General features: G+C 66.5%; 11 protein-coding genes, 1 tRNA gene, 1 other RNA gene and 1 pseudogene. 5 read left to right on the forward strand and 9 right to left on the reverse strand.

The window, feature by feature from the left end; all coding sequences use genetic code 11:
- The first annotated feature begins 7 nt into the window (after positions 1–7).
- The gene (locus tag ASPHE3_RS02880) at positions 8–1129 is read left to right on the forward strand and encodes a hypothetical protein (RefSeq protein WP_013599733.1); all 1122 of its coding nucleotides are present in this window, start codon (positions 8–10) and stop codon (positions 1127–1129) included.
- On the opposite strand, the gene recR is transcribed toward ASPHE3_RS02880, so the two are convergent.
- From recR to ASPHE3_RS02895, 4 genes are all read right to left on the reverse strand, one after another.
- Positions 1083–1682 carry a recombination mediator RecR gene (gene recR, locus ASPHE3_RS02885; RefSeq protein ID WP_013599734.1) on the reverse strand — a complete coding sequence of 200 codons (600 nt, stop codon included), beginning with the start codon at positions 1680–1682 and terminating at the stop codon, positions 1083–1085. The two genes, ASPHE3_RS02880 and recR, sit on opposite strands and share 47 nt — an antisense overlap.
- Positions 1683–1763: 81 nt before the next feature.
- Complete coding sequence (locus ASPHE3_RS02890; RefSeq protein WP_013599735.1) at positions 1764–5390, reverse strand: DNA polymerase III subunit gamma and tau; 3627 nt, start codon at positions 5388–5390, stop codon at positions 1764–1766.
- A 21-nt stretch (positions 5391–5411) separates the two neighbouring features.
- Positions 5412–5508, reverse strand: an RNA gene (gene ffs, locus ASPHE3_RS21300) — signal recognition particle sRNA small type.
- A 45-nt stretch (positions 5509–5553) separates the two neighbouring features.
- A complete protein-coding gene (locus tag ASPHE3_RS02895) occupies positions 5554–5877 on the reverse strand; it encodes a YqfO family protein (protein ID WP_013599736.1) in 324 nt (107 codons plus the stop codon).
- Positions 5878–6203: 326 nt separating this feature from the next.
- Between ASPHE3_RS02895 and ASPHE3_RS02900 the strand changes: the two genes are divergently transcribed.
- Positions 6204–6291 (forward strand) — tRNA-Ser (locus ASPHE3_RS02900).
- A gap of 22 nt (positions 6292–6313) precedes the next feature.
- Here ASPHE3_RS02900 and ASPHE3_RS02905 read toward each other — a convergent pair.
- From ASPHE3_RS02905 to ASPHE3_RS22545, 3 genes and pseudogenes are all read right to left on the reverse strand, one after another.
- Positions 6314–7413: pseudogene (locus tag ASPHE3_RS02905) on the reverse strand (integrase core domain-containing protein).
- 153 nt (positions 7414–7566) lie between these two features.
- Positions 7567–8493, reverse strand: coding sequence for an oxygenase MpaB family protein (locus tag ASPHE3_RS02910; RefSeq protein ID WP_013599739.1), 927 nt, complete (start codon positions 8491–8493; stop codon positions 7567–7569).
- A gap of 236 nt (positions 8494–8729) precedes the next feature.
- A complete protein-coding gene (locus ASPHE3_RS22545) occupies positions 8730–8999 on the reverse strand; it encodes a hypothetical protein (RefSeq protein ID WP_254363111.1) in 270 nt (89 codons plus the stop codon).
- 124 nt (positions 9000–9123) lie between these two features.
- Between ASPHE3_RS22545 and ASPHE3_RS21365 the strand changes: the two genes are divergently transcribed.
- The 3 genes from ASPHE3_RS21365 (at position 9124) to ASPHE3_RS02925 (ending at position 11795) form a co-directional block, all read left to right on the forward strand.
- Positions 9124–10269, forward strand: coding sequence for a M23 family metallopeptidase (locus tag ASPHE3_RS21365; RefSeq protein WP_254363031.1), 1146 nt, complete (start codon positions 9124–9126; stop codon positions 10267–10269).
- Entirely contained in the window at positions 10190–10702 is a 513-nt protein-coding gene (locus ASPHE3_RS02920; RefSeq protein ID WP_167536971.1) for a glutathione peroxidase, read from the forward strand. Before ASPHE3_RS21365 ends, ASPHE3_RS02920 begins: the two co-directional genes overlap by 80 nt.
- 163 nt (positions 10703–10865) lie before the next feature.
- A complete protein-coding gene (locus tag ASPHE3_RS02925; RefSeq protein WP_013599741.1) occupies positions 10866–11795 on the forward strand; it encodes a phosphodiesterase in 930 nt (309 codons plus the stop codon).
- Between the two features lie 81 nt (positions 11796–11876).
- Here ASPHE3_RS02925 and ASPHE3_RS02930 read toward each other — a convergent pair whose 3' ends face one another.
- Together ASPHE3_RS02930 and ASPHE3_RS02935 are read right to left on the reverse strand one after the other, a co-directional pair.
- The gene (locus tag ASPHE3_RS02930; RefSeq protein WP_081459883.1) at positions 11877–13550 is read right to left on the reverse strand and encodes a stealth family protein; all 1674 of its coding nucleotides are present in this window, start codon (positions 13548–13550) and stop codon (positions 11877–11879) included.
- Positions 13551–13585: 35 nt separating this feature from the next.
- Positions 13586–14515: a Cof-type HAD-IIB family hydrolase gene (locus ASPHE3_RS02935; RefSeq protein WP_013599743.1), complete on the reverse strand. Its 930-nt coding sequence runs from the start codon at positions 14513–14515 to the stop codon at positions 13586–13588.
- Positions 14516–14600: the final 85 nt, after the last annotated feature.

Here is a 14600-nt window from a genome sequence, read left to right on the forward strand (position 1 = left end):
TTTCCTCGTGGTCGACGACGACCAGCCCTTTGCACGCCCCGCGCCTGAGCCCGTATATGAGCCGATTGGCAGGGGCGCCGGGAGCGCCCCTTGGGAGGATGACGACGACGGGGTCCCGGAACCGGTGCCTGGCGTCCGGTTAAGTGCCGGGCTGGTGCTGTTGGGCCCTATCCGCACTCTCGGCAGCGTCCGGTTCTGGACGTTGGCCGCGGGCACCACCTTGGGGACATGGGCTGCAGCAGCCGCCGCTGTGATGGTGCTGGCGCCCATCGACCGGCAAAGCGACTGGTTCGACGCCGCACTGCTTGTCTACGCCCTCGCCGCAACACTGCTCCCCGCAGCGGCGGCCTTCCTGGCCGTGCACTGGGGGATGGCTTGCTATGAACGCTGTGTGGCTTCCCCGGAACGGGAGGTCATCGGTGCCATCCGTCCTGCGCTGCTGGCCACGGCAGTTCGTGGACTGGCCCTGGCGGCACTCGTCTTCTGCGTCCTGCAGCTGCAGGCGCTGCTTGCCGGAGCGCCGAATGCTGTAGCGGTGGCCGCAGCGGGCGTCGTGGCCGTGGAAGGCCTCGTGTTTGGGGCCATGGGAGTGGGAATCATGGCGGCAGTGCGTGATGGGAGGCGCGGACGCGCTGCCGGTTGGGCGCTGGCGGGGGTCATGGTGGCTGGCTCCGCTGGTGCCGCTGCGGCGATGGTGCCTTGGGTGCGTGCGGTGGAACCCGTGACGGTAGCCGTCAACGTGCAATGGGGCCCGGGCGGAACCCGGGTGGCGTACCAGTGCTCTTCCGTCGGGGCGGGGGTGGCCGAGGTCCATCACACGGAGCGCATCATGTGGCTGGCTGCCGCCAGCCCCTCTGTTGTTTTACTGGCACTGGGAACTGAAGCTGATCCTGCGGGTGCTGTTCTTGGCTGGGTACCGGCTGCATTGCAGGAGGCTGCGGACGGAACCCAGGTGCCCTGCGTCCACGGCGAACCGCGGGCCAAGGATGCGCCCGGGACGCCGCTGGCACTGGTGGGCGTTGGGTTCCAGGTCCTCGTGGCTGGAGCCCTGCTTGCCGCCGGGCGGACCAGGGCGGCGCGGATCATGCCAGGGCGTTCCGGCGGCCCTCGAAAGCGCGGCCCAGCGTAACCTCGTCCGCGTACTCCAAGTCTCCGCCCACCGGCAGGCCCGAGGCAAGCCGGGTCACAGTGATGCCGATGGTCTTAAGCATCCGGGCCAGATAGGTGGCAGTGGCTTCGCCCTCAAGGTTCGGGTCCGTGGCGATGATGACTTCCTGGATGGCGCCGTCGTTGAGCCGGGTCAGCAGTTCCCGGATCCGCAACTGCTCCGGACCGATGCCGGCGATGGGGTTGATGGCCCCGCCCAGCACGTGGTACCGGCCACGGAAGGACCGGGTGCGCTCCACGGCCAGGACATCCTTGGATTCCTCCACCACGCAGATGACTGCAGGGTCACGGCGGGGGTCGCGGCAGATGTTGCACAGTTCCTGCTCGGTGACGTTGCCGCACACAGTGCAGAACTTGACCCGCTCCTTGACTGTGGTGATGGCCTCCACCAGCCGCTTCATGTCCTGCGGGTCGGCTTCAAGTATGTGGAACGCCAGCCGCTGAGCGGATTTGGGGCCCACCCCCGGAAGGCGGCCGAGCTCATCAATCAGCTCCTGGACTGCACCTTCGTACACGTTTTCCTCTTTAGCTTGGTGTGGATTGCTGCAAAGCAGTGGATCGCCGGCCGCCGACGCGGTTGGCGGCCAGGATGCCGGTCAGTAACGCGGGGCGAGGGGACTCCCGTCCGGCGAACGCTCCTCGATCAGCTTCCCGCCCAGAATACGCTCCACCGCGGCCCGCCCGAACACACCGGACTCTTCGATGGTCTCGTCGTCGGCGCTCGGGATGTCCTGGACGTAGGTGGCGGCGGCCGTCACGGCCCTCGCGGGAGCCTTGGCACGGCCCGCTTCTGCTTCCGGGCTGTTGGACAAGCGCTGGTAGAGGCTCTGCCGTGTTTCAGCCGCTGCGGAAGCGGCGGGGTCGGCTTTTGCCGGAACTGCCGTGACGGCCCGCGGGGCAGCAGGAGCGGACGCAGCCGCGGAAGCCGCTGGCCGTCCCGCTTGGGTTGCGGGCCCGACGGCGTGACCAGTCTGGCTCGGAGCAGCCGCGGGAGCGGACATAGCCGAGGCCATGGCAAACTCGGGTTCGCGCGCCGGCTCCGGCGACGCAACACCCGGTACGGGAGCGCCAGGCCCGGGGCGCCCGCCATCCGACGATGGCGCAGCCGCTGCGGCAGTGGCCAATCCCCAATCCGGCTCGGCCCGGGAGCCCGGCGCTGTGACTGGAATGGAAGGCGGAACCTGCGCGGCCGCGGGTTCGTAGCGCGGCGCAGGAACCGGTGCGGCGGGAGTTTCGTCCGGCAACGCTGCGGTTGCGGTCCTGCCTACATTGCTTTCCTCACCGACCACCCAGACGCCGGGCGCCTGTTCGACGGCCCGGGTCCACGGATCGTGCGGGGCACCGGCTGGCCGCCCGCCCGCCCTGCCGGAGCCAGCGGGCTCGGCGTTCCCTGAAGGTGCAGGGTCAGCTTGCTGGACCTCTGGCTGGGACTGGGACTTTGGCTGTGGCTGGGACTGGGGCCGCAGCTGGGGCGAGGGGTCCCAGTCCATGGGAGGTTCTTCGTCCAGCGGGGGAGCATCCTCGTCCCGGGCCGGACCCCAATCGTCGTCGGAGTACGAGTAGTCACCCGCAGGCGCGAAGGCCGCTGGAGCCGGCACCGCCGCGGCCGAGGCTGGAACGGTGGAGGCAGGCTGTGCTTCAGGGCGCAACTGGCCAACCCCGGCTGCCAGGTCCCGGTGTGCTGCGGCAGGTACTGAGGCAGGGACTGCGGCGTGGTCCACACGGGCCTCCGCGCTGGCCTGCCGCGGCTGGCCGACGTGGTCCTGGGCTGACCCGGGATCCTGCCGCTGCTGCACCGCAGGGTCTGCCGGGCTGCCCTCCCTCCGGGCTGCGTTGGATCCGGTTGCGACGCCGGGCTGCCGGGCTCCGACGCCGGGCTGCTGGGCAGCATCATCGGGCGAAGGAGCCGGCGCGGGAGCGAGCCCCCAAGCGACGTCAGCCGACGTTGCGGGGGCTGCCGGACTGGCGGGCACTTTTGGGTTTGGGTCAGAGCTCGTTTGCGTGGATGCGCCGTTGGCAGTGGCATTGATCTGACAGTCGATGCCTACCGTTTTGTGAATGGCCTGCCGCAGGTTCTCCGAGTGGTCTGCCCGGCCGAAGGCACCAGCAAGTCCAGACGTGGTGAAGGCAAGCGTGAGGATCTGGCCGTCGAAGGCGGCAACCTGGGCATTGGGTTCAACGAGGGCCCAGGTGCTGCGCTTGATTTTGGAGAGCGTCTGGAGGACGTCCGGCCAGGCCCGGCGCAGGACTTCAACATCACCCATGACGCCAGGTGCGGGTACAGCTGCCGTTCCGGGCGCTGTTCCCGTCGACGGGACGGGTGGTCCGGCCGACTGGGCCGATGTTCCCGAAGGCGGTGCCGTGGACTGCCGGGCGGCGGGAGCCTGCGCCGCGCCGGATGCAGCGCGGGACTGCTGTTCCATCCCCCCGTGGGCCTCCTTCCGGCGCGGCGCCCCCGAGTCATGGTCCCGGGCCGCTGAAGGGACCGGGGATGCGGCAGAGGGCCGGTTTCCGGCGGATTCGTCCACAGGCCAGTCATCTGTGCTCACCCGGGGAGCCGTGAGCGGGGCACGGGTTCCGTCAGCTGCGGAGGATGCGTCCCGGGCAGCCGTCGGAGCGGCATGCGGCGCAGAAACCGGAGGCACCGCAGGAGATGCCGGGCCGGGCTGGGCACGTTGGGCAAGAGTCGGCGCCTCGGCAGCAGCCGGCCCATGGGCCGTCGACGCCGGCGAAGCACCCGGGGCAGGCGAAGCATTCTGGGCAGCGGATACCGTTGAAGCGGCACCAGGTGCCTTCACGTGCTGGACATCTCCCGCAGCAGCGGCTGCAGGAACAGGGGCTGCAGGGACGGGGGCAGAGACAGCGGGGCCAGTGGTCCCGTCAGGCTGTGGGGGAGCCGGGGGGCGCTCTCCCGCCCGTCGCTCCAGTGAACCCGCAGGGGCGGCACTGGCTGCGGCGGCGCCGGCCGGGGCGGTACCCGCTGCGGCACCGGCTGGGGCGGCGGGAGCACCGACGTCGTTCCCTGCGTAGTTGAGCCGGCGTTCAACGCGGTCGATCCGTGCTGCGATGCCGCGTTCGTTCTGTTCGGAACTGGGCAGCAGGATCCGGGCGCACAGCAGCTCGAGGTGCAGCCGCGGCGACGTGGCGCCGGTCATTTCGGTCAGCGCCGTGTTGGTCACATCTGCGGCGCGGGAGAGCTCGGCCGCACCCAGGTTGTGGGCCTGGTTCTGCAGGCGGGCAATCTGGTCCGCGGGCATGCCGCGAAGAATGGTCTGGGCGCTCTCCGGCATGGCCTGGACGATGATGAGGTCGCGGAAACGCTCCAGCAGGTCCTCCACGAACCGCCGGGGATCGTGGCCGGTCTGGATTACCCGGTCCACGGCACGGAAAACGGTGGCGGCATCGGAAGCGGCCACCGCCTCCACCACATCATCAAGCAGGGAGGCGTGCGTGTAGCCCAGGAGCGCGACGGCCAGTTCGTAATCCAGGCCGTTCGGCCCGGCGCCCGCCATCAACTGGTCCAGGACGGAAAGGGAATCCCGCACAGAGCCGCCGCCGGCACGGATCACCAGCGACAGGACCCCGGGCGCCACCGGGACGTTCTCCTGGTTGCACAGAAGCTCCAAGTAGGCCATCAGGGGTTCCGGCGGCACCAGCCGGAAGGGGTAATGGTGGGTGCGGGAGCGGATTGTCCCGATGACCTTGTCCGGTTCGGTGGTGGCGAAGATGAACTTGATGTGTTCCGGCGGCTCTTCAACGATCTTCAGCAGGGCGTTGAACCCGGCGGACGTGACCATGTGGGCCTCGTCAATGATGAAGATCTTGTAGCGGTCCCGTACTGGAGCGTAAGTGGCGCGCTCGCGGAGGTCCCGTGCGTCGTCCACGCCCCCGTGGCTTGCAGCGTCGATCTCGATGACGTCCAGGGACCCGGACCCGCCGCGGGCCAGCTCGATGCAGCTGGGGCAGGTGCCGCAGGGGGTGTCGGTGGGGCCTTGGGCGCAGTTGAGGCAGCGGGCCAGGATCCGGGCAGAGGTGGTCTTACCGCAACCCCTGGGGCCGGAGAAAAGGTAGGCGTGGTTGACGCGGTTTTTCCTGAGGGCTGTCATCAGGGGACCGGTGACATGTTCCTGCCCGATAACATCCGCGAACGAATCCGGACGGTATCTGCGGTAAAGGGCGGTAGTAACTGTCACAGAGAAAACCCTACCAATCCGGGCTGACATCCTGCCGCCCTGTGGGGGAATAGTAAAGACCCCCCATGCACCCGCCAGAGCCCATTTACCCTTGCTACCTTCCGGTCCTGGGGGAGTTCAACAGGATGACGCCACATGAGGGGCCGTCAGATACTTTACCCGAACTTCCGGCGCGACTCGAATCGGTCCGGCGTCAGCGCCAGCCGTCCACCGGCCAGCTCATGAAAGCCGGTTCTTCATAGGGGTGCGCGGCCCGCAACGCGGCAACCACGGCTCCCAGGAATGGCTGTTCCACGACGCATTCGATCCTGTCCTCTGCGGCCTCTTCCGGTTCCCCCACCCGCCCCAGGTATGGTTCCGCGCCTTCCTGCGGGGTGAAACGGCCTGTCCCTGGGGTGACGAAAGAGCAGTGCGAGTACTTCCCGATGCGGCCGGCCCCGGCATCCCCGATGGCTGCCAGAACCTGATCTGTGTGGCTTCGGGGCACGTATGCCACCAGCGCGTGCAGTTCGTTCATGCGTTCCATGGTGCAGGAATAAAGGCAGTAAACGCAGGAATCCGTTGCTTATCCCGCCACCGCCCGGGATCATGGATATATACACCGATTGGGGCAATCTCAAGGTTGTGAGCCGCGGGGCCTGAATGAACGGGGCTGGACCCGACAGTTCAACGGTGGTCCGCTGGAATGGGCGCGTTGGGGGCGTCCATTTCGTGGTTAAGCAGCAGGACTGCCTGCCTGGAGCCCACCCGCCGGAAGGCCCTCCTCGACGCACTGGGCACGCCAATTGGGCGATGCGGAAAAGATCAGGTAATCTAGTATCTGCTTTTGATTCAGAAGCAGCTGGAGAATTCGCCTAGCGGCCTATGGCGCACGCCTGGAACGCGTGTTGGGTTAACGCCCTCGGGGGTTCAAATCCCCCATTCTCCGCCATTGTGGTGAGTCGAGACATCCTTCACGGATGAGTCGAGTCATCGGTAACACCCCGGTCTTCGGACCGGGGTGTTTTTCTTTGCCCCTGTTTTCTGGGTTGGTAGTTCCGGGTGGGGTCGATGGTGAGTTCGCGGATGATCTCGCCGGTGGTTGCGTCGCTGATGGTGACGTCGTTGTCGTGGATGAGCATCAGGACGTGTTTGCGGGCGTAGGCGCGGCCGATGCCGATGTGGCGGAGTTGGCCTGCGTGGCGGAGGGTGAGTTTCCCGAACTGGTCGACGCGGTCGATGCGCCGACGCCAGTGATCTCCTTGTTTGGATCCGGTCGGTGATGCTTTGGGTATCGCGGTGTAGGCCGCGGCCGGGGTGCGGCGGTCCAGGGCCCGGTGGGGGCGTTCGTGGTTGTAGATGTGCCGGAACTTTTCCAGCTGTTCGTTCAGGTCTTGAAGGGTGTGGGCCCGGGGTTGGCCGGTGAGCCAGCGTTTGAGGGTCTGGTGGAAACGTTCGATTTTTCCTTGGGTCTGCGGGTGGTTCGGGGCGCCGTTCTTTTGGGTGATGCCCAGGGCGTGGAGATGGTGTTCGAAGGCGTTCCTGCCGCCTTTCCCGCCCGCGAGGCGGGTGGTGTAGACCATGCCGTTGTCGGTCAGTGTCGAGGCCGGTAGCCGAGGAAGTTCAGGATCTCGATGTCGGTTCCGTCGGCCAGGGCCCAGTGGGTGAAGTCGGATTGCCAGGTTTCGTTGGGCTGGTGTGCTTCGAAGCGGTGCAGTGAGGCTTTGGGCCGTTTCTTCGGATCCGGAGTGATCATTCCTTTGGTGTGCAGGAGCCGGCGGATCGTGGACGTTGACGGCGCGGGTACTCCTTCTTGTTCGAGGTGCCAGGCGATCGTCACGGGCCCGGCGTCCAGGCCGGCGGTTTGCAGTTCCTGCCGCAGGGTAAGGATCCGGGCGGCTACCGTTTCGATGGTGCGGCGCGGGTTGCTGAGGGGGCGTTTGGATCGGGGTTCGACGGCGGCGATACCTCCGGCGGACTCGCGTCGGAGGAGCTCGTGGACCCAGCGGCGGCTGACTCCATACCGGCGGGCAGCTTCCGTAACCCTGCCGGTGTGAACGATGTCCCGACTCACCGGTGCAGTGTCAACTGGGAACGATGTCCCGACTCATGTGAGAACTATGTCGTGAAACTAGACACCCCATTCTCCGCCGGTCAAGAACCCGGCTCCGGTAACACCCGGAGCCGGGTTCTTTCGTTTCGGGGGCCTAACCTCCCGGGACTGGGGTCAGGTGCCCCGGTCGGCGTCAACAATGCCCAGCCGGCGCAGCCGTTCCCTGGCGGCCAGTTCGCTGGGGCCCCTGGGACCCAGGGCAAGGCGTACGACGCCGAGTACCGCCTTCGTTGCGAACCTCACCGGCAGGGGCTGGGGGCCAAGCCGTGGAACAGTGAGTCCAAGCATCGTGCGGTATCTGGGCTCCAGGCTGTAGACGGCGCCGGCGAACAGGATCCGGTAGCCGGGCCGGAGCATCCGGTTCAACGGCGGGTTCCGGATGAACTCCACTGTCTCTGCCACCCGGGCGTCCACACGAAGCTCTCCGCTTTCGTACCAGTGGTCGAGTTGCCGGTGCATGTCCGCCTCCGTGAGGGGCGGGTCCTCCACGCCCATCAGGCGCCCGGTCTGGGCCCACTCCCGGACGTACGCGTCCGGTCCGCCAGGGATGGAGCCGCCCCAGATTTTGTGGGCGGTAAGGAACGCATCCGTGAAGGCCAGGTGGATCCAGCCGGCAAGTTCAGGGTCGTTGGCACTGTAGTCGCGCAGGGCTCCGCGGTTGTCGCTGTACCTGCCCTGCACTGCATCATGCAGCCGGCGCACCCGGGATGAAGCGTGCTCAGCGGCATCCCTGGACCCATATGTCACGGTGAAGATCCAGCGGATGGTGTTGGCCAGCCGGGCCAGGGGATCTTCGCGGAAGTTTGAATGCTCATGGACGCCGGCCAGGGCGCCGGGGTGCAGGGACTGCATGAGCAACGTGCGGATTCCGGCCACGATGGGTGACATGGAGCCGTGCACCGCCCACACCGCGGAACCGGGCAGGTGGTATCCCGGGTCGTCGCCCTTCGCGAGGTCGAGCTGCCATTGCGGAACGCCCTCGGAACCGTTGCTGAAGGTACGGACCAGGCTTTTCTTCATGGGGGCCAGGAAGTTCTTCATGATGGACGTCCTCCCGGGAGAACTTGGGTGCTTGAGCCAATCGTAAGCACAACGTCCGCAGCTGCAGGACGGTGCCCCTGCCACCGCAGGCGGCGTAGGGGGAATGGCGGGCATCCGCAAAAAACCCGCAGAGTGCGGCTGCAGGGTTCACAGGATCCCGGGGCTTGTGGTCACATGGGAAATACCGTCAAGACAGCGTGCGGTTGGCCACGGCCGGGAGTCAGTCTATTGGGCAATCACGGAGGATCCGGCAAGGACAAAGGCAGCGGGGTCAGCCGTGCCTCCGCCGGCCGCGCCGTTGCCGCCACGGGGGCCTTGGCCGTCTCCCTGTGGGCCCTCAACCTCTCCGGCGGCGCCGAGGGACCCCTGGCGCCAGCCGTCCCCGCTGCCACGCCGGGCAGTGCCGCCGCCGTATCCGCTGCCGCCGGCGCAGGACGGCAGAGCCGGGCACCCTCTGAAGGGCCGCCGTCGGGCACGGTGGCAGCAGCCGCCCTGCCCCCTGTCATCCTGACCGATCCCCTGGTGTCGGTGTCCTTTCCGCGTCCTGCCATCGGCACCGTTGGCAGGGACGTCCGAGTGCCGCTCACCGTTGGGCTGACTGGTTTCGGCCGGCCGCCGGCAGGGCACCTGATGGCGCCCCTGGGGTTGCTGAATCCCAGTTCCCCTTATGGCTTCCGGATCAGTCCCCTGTCAGGGGAAGCCGGTGACTTCCACTTGGGGCAGGACTACGCCGCCCCCTGCGGCACCGAGGTGTACGCCGCCGACTCGGGTGTTGTCCGTGCGGCGGGGTGGCATCCGTGGGGTGGCGGCAACCGCGTGGAAATCGATCACGGCAACGGCCTGATCACAACCTATAACCACTTGGAAACCATCGGCGTCAGCAGCGGGGACACAGTCTATGCGGGCCAGGCGGTTGCCCGGGTGGGATCCTCGGGGTGGTCCACCGGATGCCACCTGCATTTTGAAACTATCCTGGACGGCCGGCACGCCAGCCCCGCGAACTGGGTGCTGATACCGGCCCATCCACTCGGCGCCCTGCCCGTGAACCTGCGGACGTACGTGCCGGGCGGCAACGCTCCGGCCACTGGACCCGTCCTGTGGACCATCCCGGCCGGGCCCGGCGGCGCGTTCCCGCCGCCTGGGAACCAGGCATCAGCAGGAACGACGACGGCGGCCCCGCCTGCCGCTTCGCCCGCGGCTTCCACGCCCGCGCCAACACCGCCACCGACCCCGACGCCGCCGGCTGAGCCGTCGCCGACGCCAACACCAACGCCGTCGCCCACTGAACCGTCCGAACCGGCTGAGCCCTCGCCTACGCCGACCCCGACGCCGACCCCGACGCCAACGCCAACGCCAACGCCGTCGCCCACTGAACCGTCCGAACCGGCTGAGCCTGCGCCGTCGCCGACCCCGTCGCCGACCCCGACCCCGACGCCGATTGAGCCGTCCGAACCGGCTGAGCCTGCGCCGTCGCCCAGCCCAACGCCGACGCCGACTGAGCCCGCACCAGCGCCATCCCCGACTGCGCCAACACCCTCGCCCACCGATCCGTCCGATCCGGCGGAGCCCGCGCCAACAGCGACACCCGAGCCGGCTACGGCTGCACCTGCAGAGCCGGGCACCTGCCCCGCGGAACCATCCCAGGAAACTCCAAGCCCGGACCAGTACGTTGGTTCACCGGCAACGAATTCCACGCATGAACAACTTTCCGAGGACGCAGCCTGTGACACCCTTGTACCCGATCCCACTGACCCTGAACGACGGAACCGCGACTGATTTCGGCAGGTTCGAGGGCAAAGTGGTGCTGGTGGTCAACGTGGCGTCCAACTGTGGTTTTACGCCGCAGTACGCGGGGCTCGAGGCACTGTACGAAAAGTTCAGGGACCGCGGGTTTGAGGTCCTGGGCGTCCCCTGCAACCAGTTCGCGGGGCAGGAGCCCGGAAGTGACAGCGACATCGCCGAGTTCTGCGAGCGGAACTTCGGTGTGACGTTCGCCCTCACGGTCAAGGCCGACGTCCGCGGCAGGAACCAGCACCCGCTCTACGGGGAGCTCACCAAGTTTAAGACCGGGCTGCTTCCCGGACTGGTCAAGTGGAACTTCGAAAAGTTCCTGGTCAGCCGGCACGGCGAGGTGGTGGGCCGCTTCGCTCCCACCGTGGAGCCGGACTCGGCAGAGATCATCGACGCGATCGAAAAAGAACTCGGCTGAAAACCGGCGCTTTGCCGAACGGGGCAGTGCAAAAGCGCAGTTCTTTTATTTTTTTCCACATCAGCTCCGGCGATTTACCCACAGTTTGCCAAATGTCTGATTGGATAAACATTACTGAAGGGTACAAGGGAAGCGCCGTTTCCCACCGACCACAGAGGCAGCAATGGAGCACATCGAGGCCGAGCATCCCCGGCCACGCCATTTCCTACTCCACCTGAGCGATCCCCACCTGACGGGAGGTCCGAACCCCCTCTACGGCGTTGTTGACAGCGAAGCGCGGCTCATCCAGCTCTTCGACGAAGTCAAAGCGTCCGGGGCCAGGCCGGAGGCCGTCATCTTCACCGGCGACCTCGCAGACAAGGGTGACCCCGAAGCCTACGTCAAACTGCGGGCCATCGTTGAGCCCGCGTGCGAGGAACTCGGCGCGGAGGTCATCTGGGCCATGGGGAACCACGACAACCGGGCTAACTTCCGCACTGGCCTATTGGACGAACCCGCCAATGACGCCCCCGTGGACAAGAGCTACTTCATCAACGGACTGCGCGTCATCACCATGGACACGTCCGTCCCCGGTTTCCACCATGGCGAGCTCAGCGACTCCCAGCTGGACTGGCTGACCCGTCAGCTGGACACGCCGGCCCCGGATGGCACCATCCTGGCGCTGCACCATCCGCCCGTACCGTCCGTCCTGGATCTTTCCGTCCTTGTTGAACTGCGGGACCAGGCCTCGCTGGAAGCGGTGGTCCGCAATTCGGACGTCCGCACCATCCTCGCCGGCCACCTGCACTATTCGACGACGGCGAGCTTCGCCGGCATCCCCGTGTCCGTGGCCTCAGCCAGTTGCTATACCCAGGACCTCAACGTTCCCGTTGGCGGCACCAGAGGACAGGACGGCGGGCAAGCCTTCAACCTGGTCCACGTGTACGAGCACACGATCGTGCACTCGGTGGTTCCCATGGGCAGGTCGACGACGGTAGGGGAGTACGTCTCCCCGGAAGAGACAAAGCATCGGCTGGCCGCCGCCGGGATCCGGATACCGGAAACTGCCAAACCCCGGAGCAGCGCGAAGATAGGCCTGCCCACCAGCCACTGACGTCAGTGATGCTCAAGACATGAAAGGTCCGTGCCGCCCAGCGGCACGGACCTTCATTTTTCGCTCTTGTATTCCCGCAGCCTATTTTTCCCAGGGCGCCTTGATGGGGAAGTACTTCTCCAGGAAGTCCGTGACAAGTTTGGCTCGCTCGTCGGCGTCCACCTCCGGGAAACTTCCGTCATTCAGGCAGAAGAAGTCCATGTTCCGCTTGGCCAGCAGCTTGGGCAGGTACTTGAGCCCGGCCCGCATGGTGGTGTCCACGTAGCGGACCTTCGCCGCGGTCTGGGTTACCGCACGGCCGGTAAGCAGGGCGTAGTAGTGGTAAAAGGAGTTGGTGACGGAGATGTTGTCCGCCGCCCGGAACCGGCTCGCCGCCGTCTTCCGGAATTCCTCCGGGAACTCGCGCTCCATCCGGGCCACGACGCTGCGGCGCAGGGGGGCCGCACTGTGCTCGAGGTGGCGGGTGGTGATCCGCCCGAACCGGTTCCACAGCAGCTTGCGGTTAACCCGCGCCGCGTTTTCGAAACCGCTGCGCTCTGCCGCGTTCTCACCCAGTCCAATGCGGGTTTCCGCCTCGATGAACTTGGTGATGCCGCCCGGGGTGAAGAACATGTCCGGACTGACCGGCCGGCCGAAGAACATGTCGTCGTTGGAGTACAGGAAGTGCTCGGAGAGGCCTTCGATGTTGTGAAGCTGGCACTCCACCGCCTGGGAGTTGTGCGTGGGAAGCACGGAGGGGTCGGAGAAGAACTCCTCACTGCGGACGATGGTCACCGACGGATGTTCGGCCAGCCACTCCGGGGCCGGTGAATCCGTGGCGATGAAGATCCGGCGGATCCAGGGAGCGAACATGTACACGGACCGGAGTGCGTACTTGAGTTCGTTGATCTGCCGGAAACGGGCCTCGTGGTCATCGCCTTCGCCCAGGACCACGTCCTTCTGCTGCGCCCGCCTGGCGGCGATGTATTCGGGGGAGCTTCCGTCCACCCACGAGAAGACCAGGTCGATGTCGAAGCTGATGTCGCTGGCATGGTCAGCGAACATGTTCTCGATGGTGGGCCACGTGTGGCCGTAACGCTCAACAGTGCCGCGGACGGCATCCTGGCGGAGCAGGGTCCGGCGGGTGAGCGAGTTCTCGATGGGCAGGATGATCTCATCGCCCTTGAAGGACCACAGCTCAATCTGGACACCCGCTGAAGCGCCGAACTCGAAGCCGCCGGTGGGTTCCACGCGGGGCCGGTACAGGCGGAAGATGCGCGCCTGCCGGTTGGAGGAGAGCTCGCCGTCCGCGACCAGGAATGAAGTTTTCTTCTTGGCATCCACGGTCATGGAATAGAAAGGCTCGTCCCGGCAGGCTTCCACCATGGCAGCCCGCAGTTTCTTCCGGTCTTTCCAGTCCAAGGCAATGACTGGCCGGTCATTGTTCCCCCTCACCAGCAGGTATTCCAGGCCCGCGTTGGCCAGCACATTGCGTACGAACAGGAGGTCCTCCACCATGGCCTGGTAGGGAGTCCTGTTGTGGTTGATCAGCGCAATGCGGCCCTTATGCGTGATGACATCAGGGCGGGGGTTCAGCCGCTGCTCAGCTTCGGGTGAAGTGATCTCCGCGTGAAATTGTTCCTCTACGGATGCCTGGCCGCCGTAGTAGACCTCGTCTTGAACCGGTGCTTCTGTAATGGTTGTCTCCGTGCTGGATGATTTATCGTGTCTTCTTGCATGATAGCCCTGCCCGGGAAACGGGGAGTTTCCAGGCAGGGGCAACGCCCGGACAGATCGTGCCCGGCAGGGGCTTAGATGCCCAGCGCCTCGCGCCAGCTGCGCAGGAAAGCGCCGCCGGCGTCGTCGTGGATCACGGAGGCGTCAAGCCCCAGGTCCCCGGCCGTCAGGATCTCATAGGGCTTGACCGGAACGCCGTCCGCCGGGCGGACGTCCACGTGCTTGACCGCATGGTCATTGTGGTGAAGCCAGTCCGCCATTGCATAGTCGGTGCGTGAATCACCCACGGTCCGCCACGCCTCCGGGGTGATGCCCTGTGCGGCGAGCAGCTCCACCGCACGGCTGGCGCCCAGGTCCTTGCCCAGCCGTACCGACTCGATGTCCGTGGAGATGATGGTGGGATCCACGCGGTAGTCAACCTCGTCGTCGGAATTCGGCGCGTGATGGTCCAGCCGCACCACGCCCAGCCCGTGGCGGCCCATCAGGTCCATGGCGTCGGCGTCGAACAGCTTCTGCTCGGCCAGGTAGTCCTCGCTGGGCACGTCGATGTGCTGCTCCACGGAAACCATGGCCCGCTTGGTCTCATCAAAGAACATGTGGGCGGCATAGTCCTCGGCCACCATGCGCCGGATGTCGTCCCCGTAAGCGGCGGGCACGGCGAGTTCACGGTCCACGTGGATGGGGCCCGGCCCCGCTGCGGTGTAGCTGAACCACACGGCACCTTTTTCGCAGACGGCGTGGATGATGGTGCCCGCAGGAATTCCGGCGGCGATCATGGGTTCCATGACCTGTTCGCGGATGAAGGCGTCCGAGCGTCCGGTGTTGAAAACGACGGGAATGCCGGCCGCGGCGAGGGCCACCAGGTCATCGATGATTTCCCGCTTCACGTCGCGGGTGACCGGGCTTGCCACGGGGCCGTCCACATCGAGCAGGAGCGCCAGCGGCGGCGTGGCCGGGGCGTGGGCCCCAGGTGCGGATACGGCAGGGGACTCGGATGCTGTCATGCGTCTATTCTCTCAGCCGCGCCCTGCAGGCCTGCGCCGGGCAAGGGATGGTCACGGTATGTGACAGATGGTCACTGTTTGGCCA

Origin of the sequence: Pseudarthrobacter phenanthrenivorans Sphe3, from assembly GCF_000189535.1 — a bacterium.
GTDB lineage: Bacteria > Actinomycetota > Actinomycetes > Actinomycetales > Micrococcaceae > Arthrobacter > Arthrobacter phenanthrenivorans.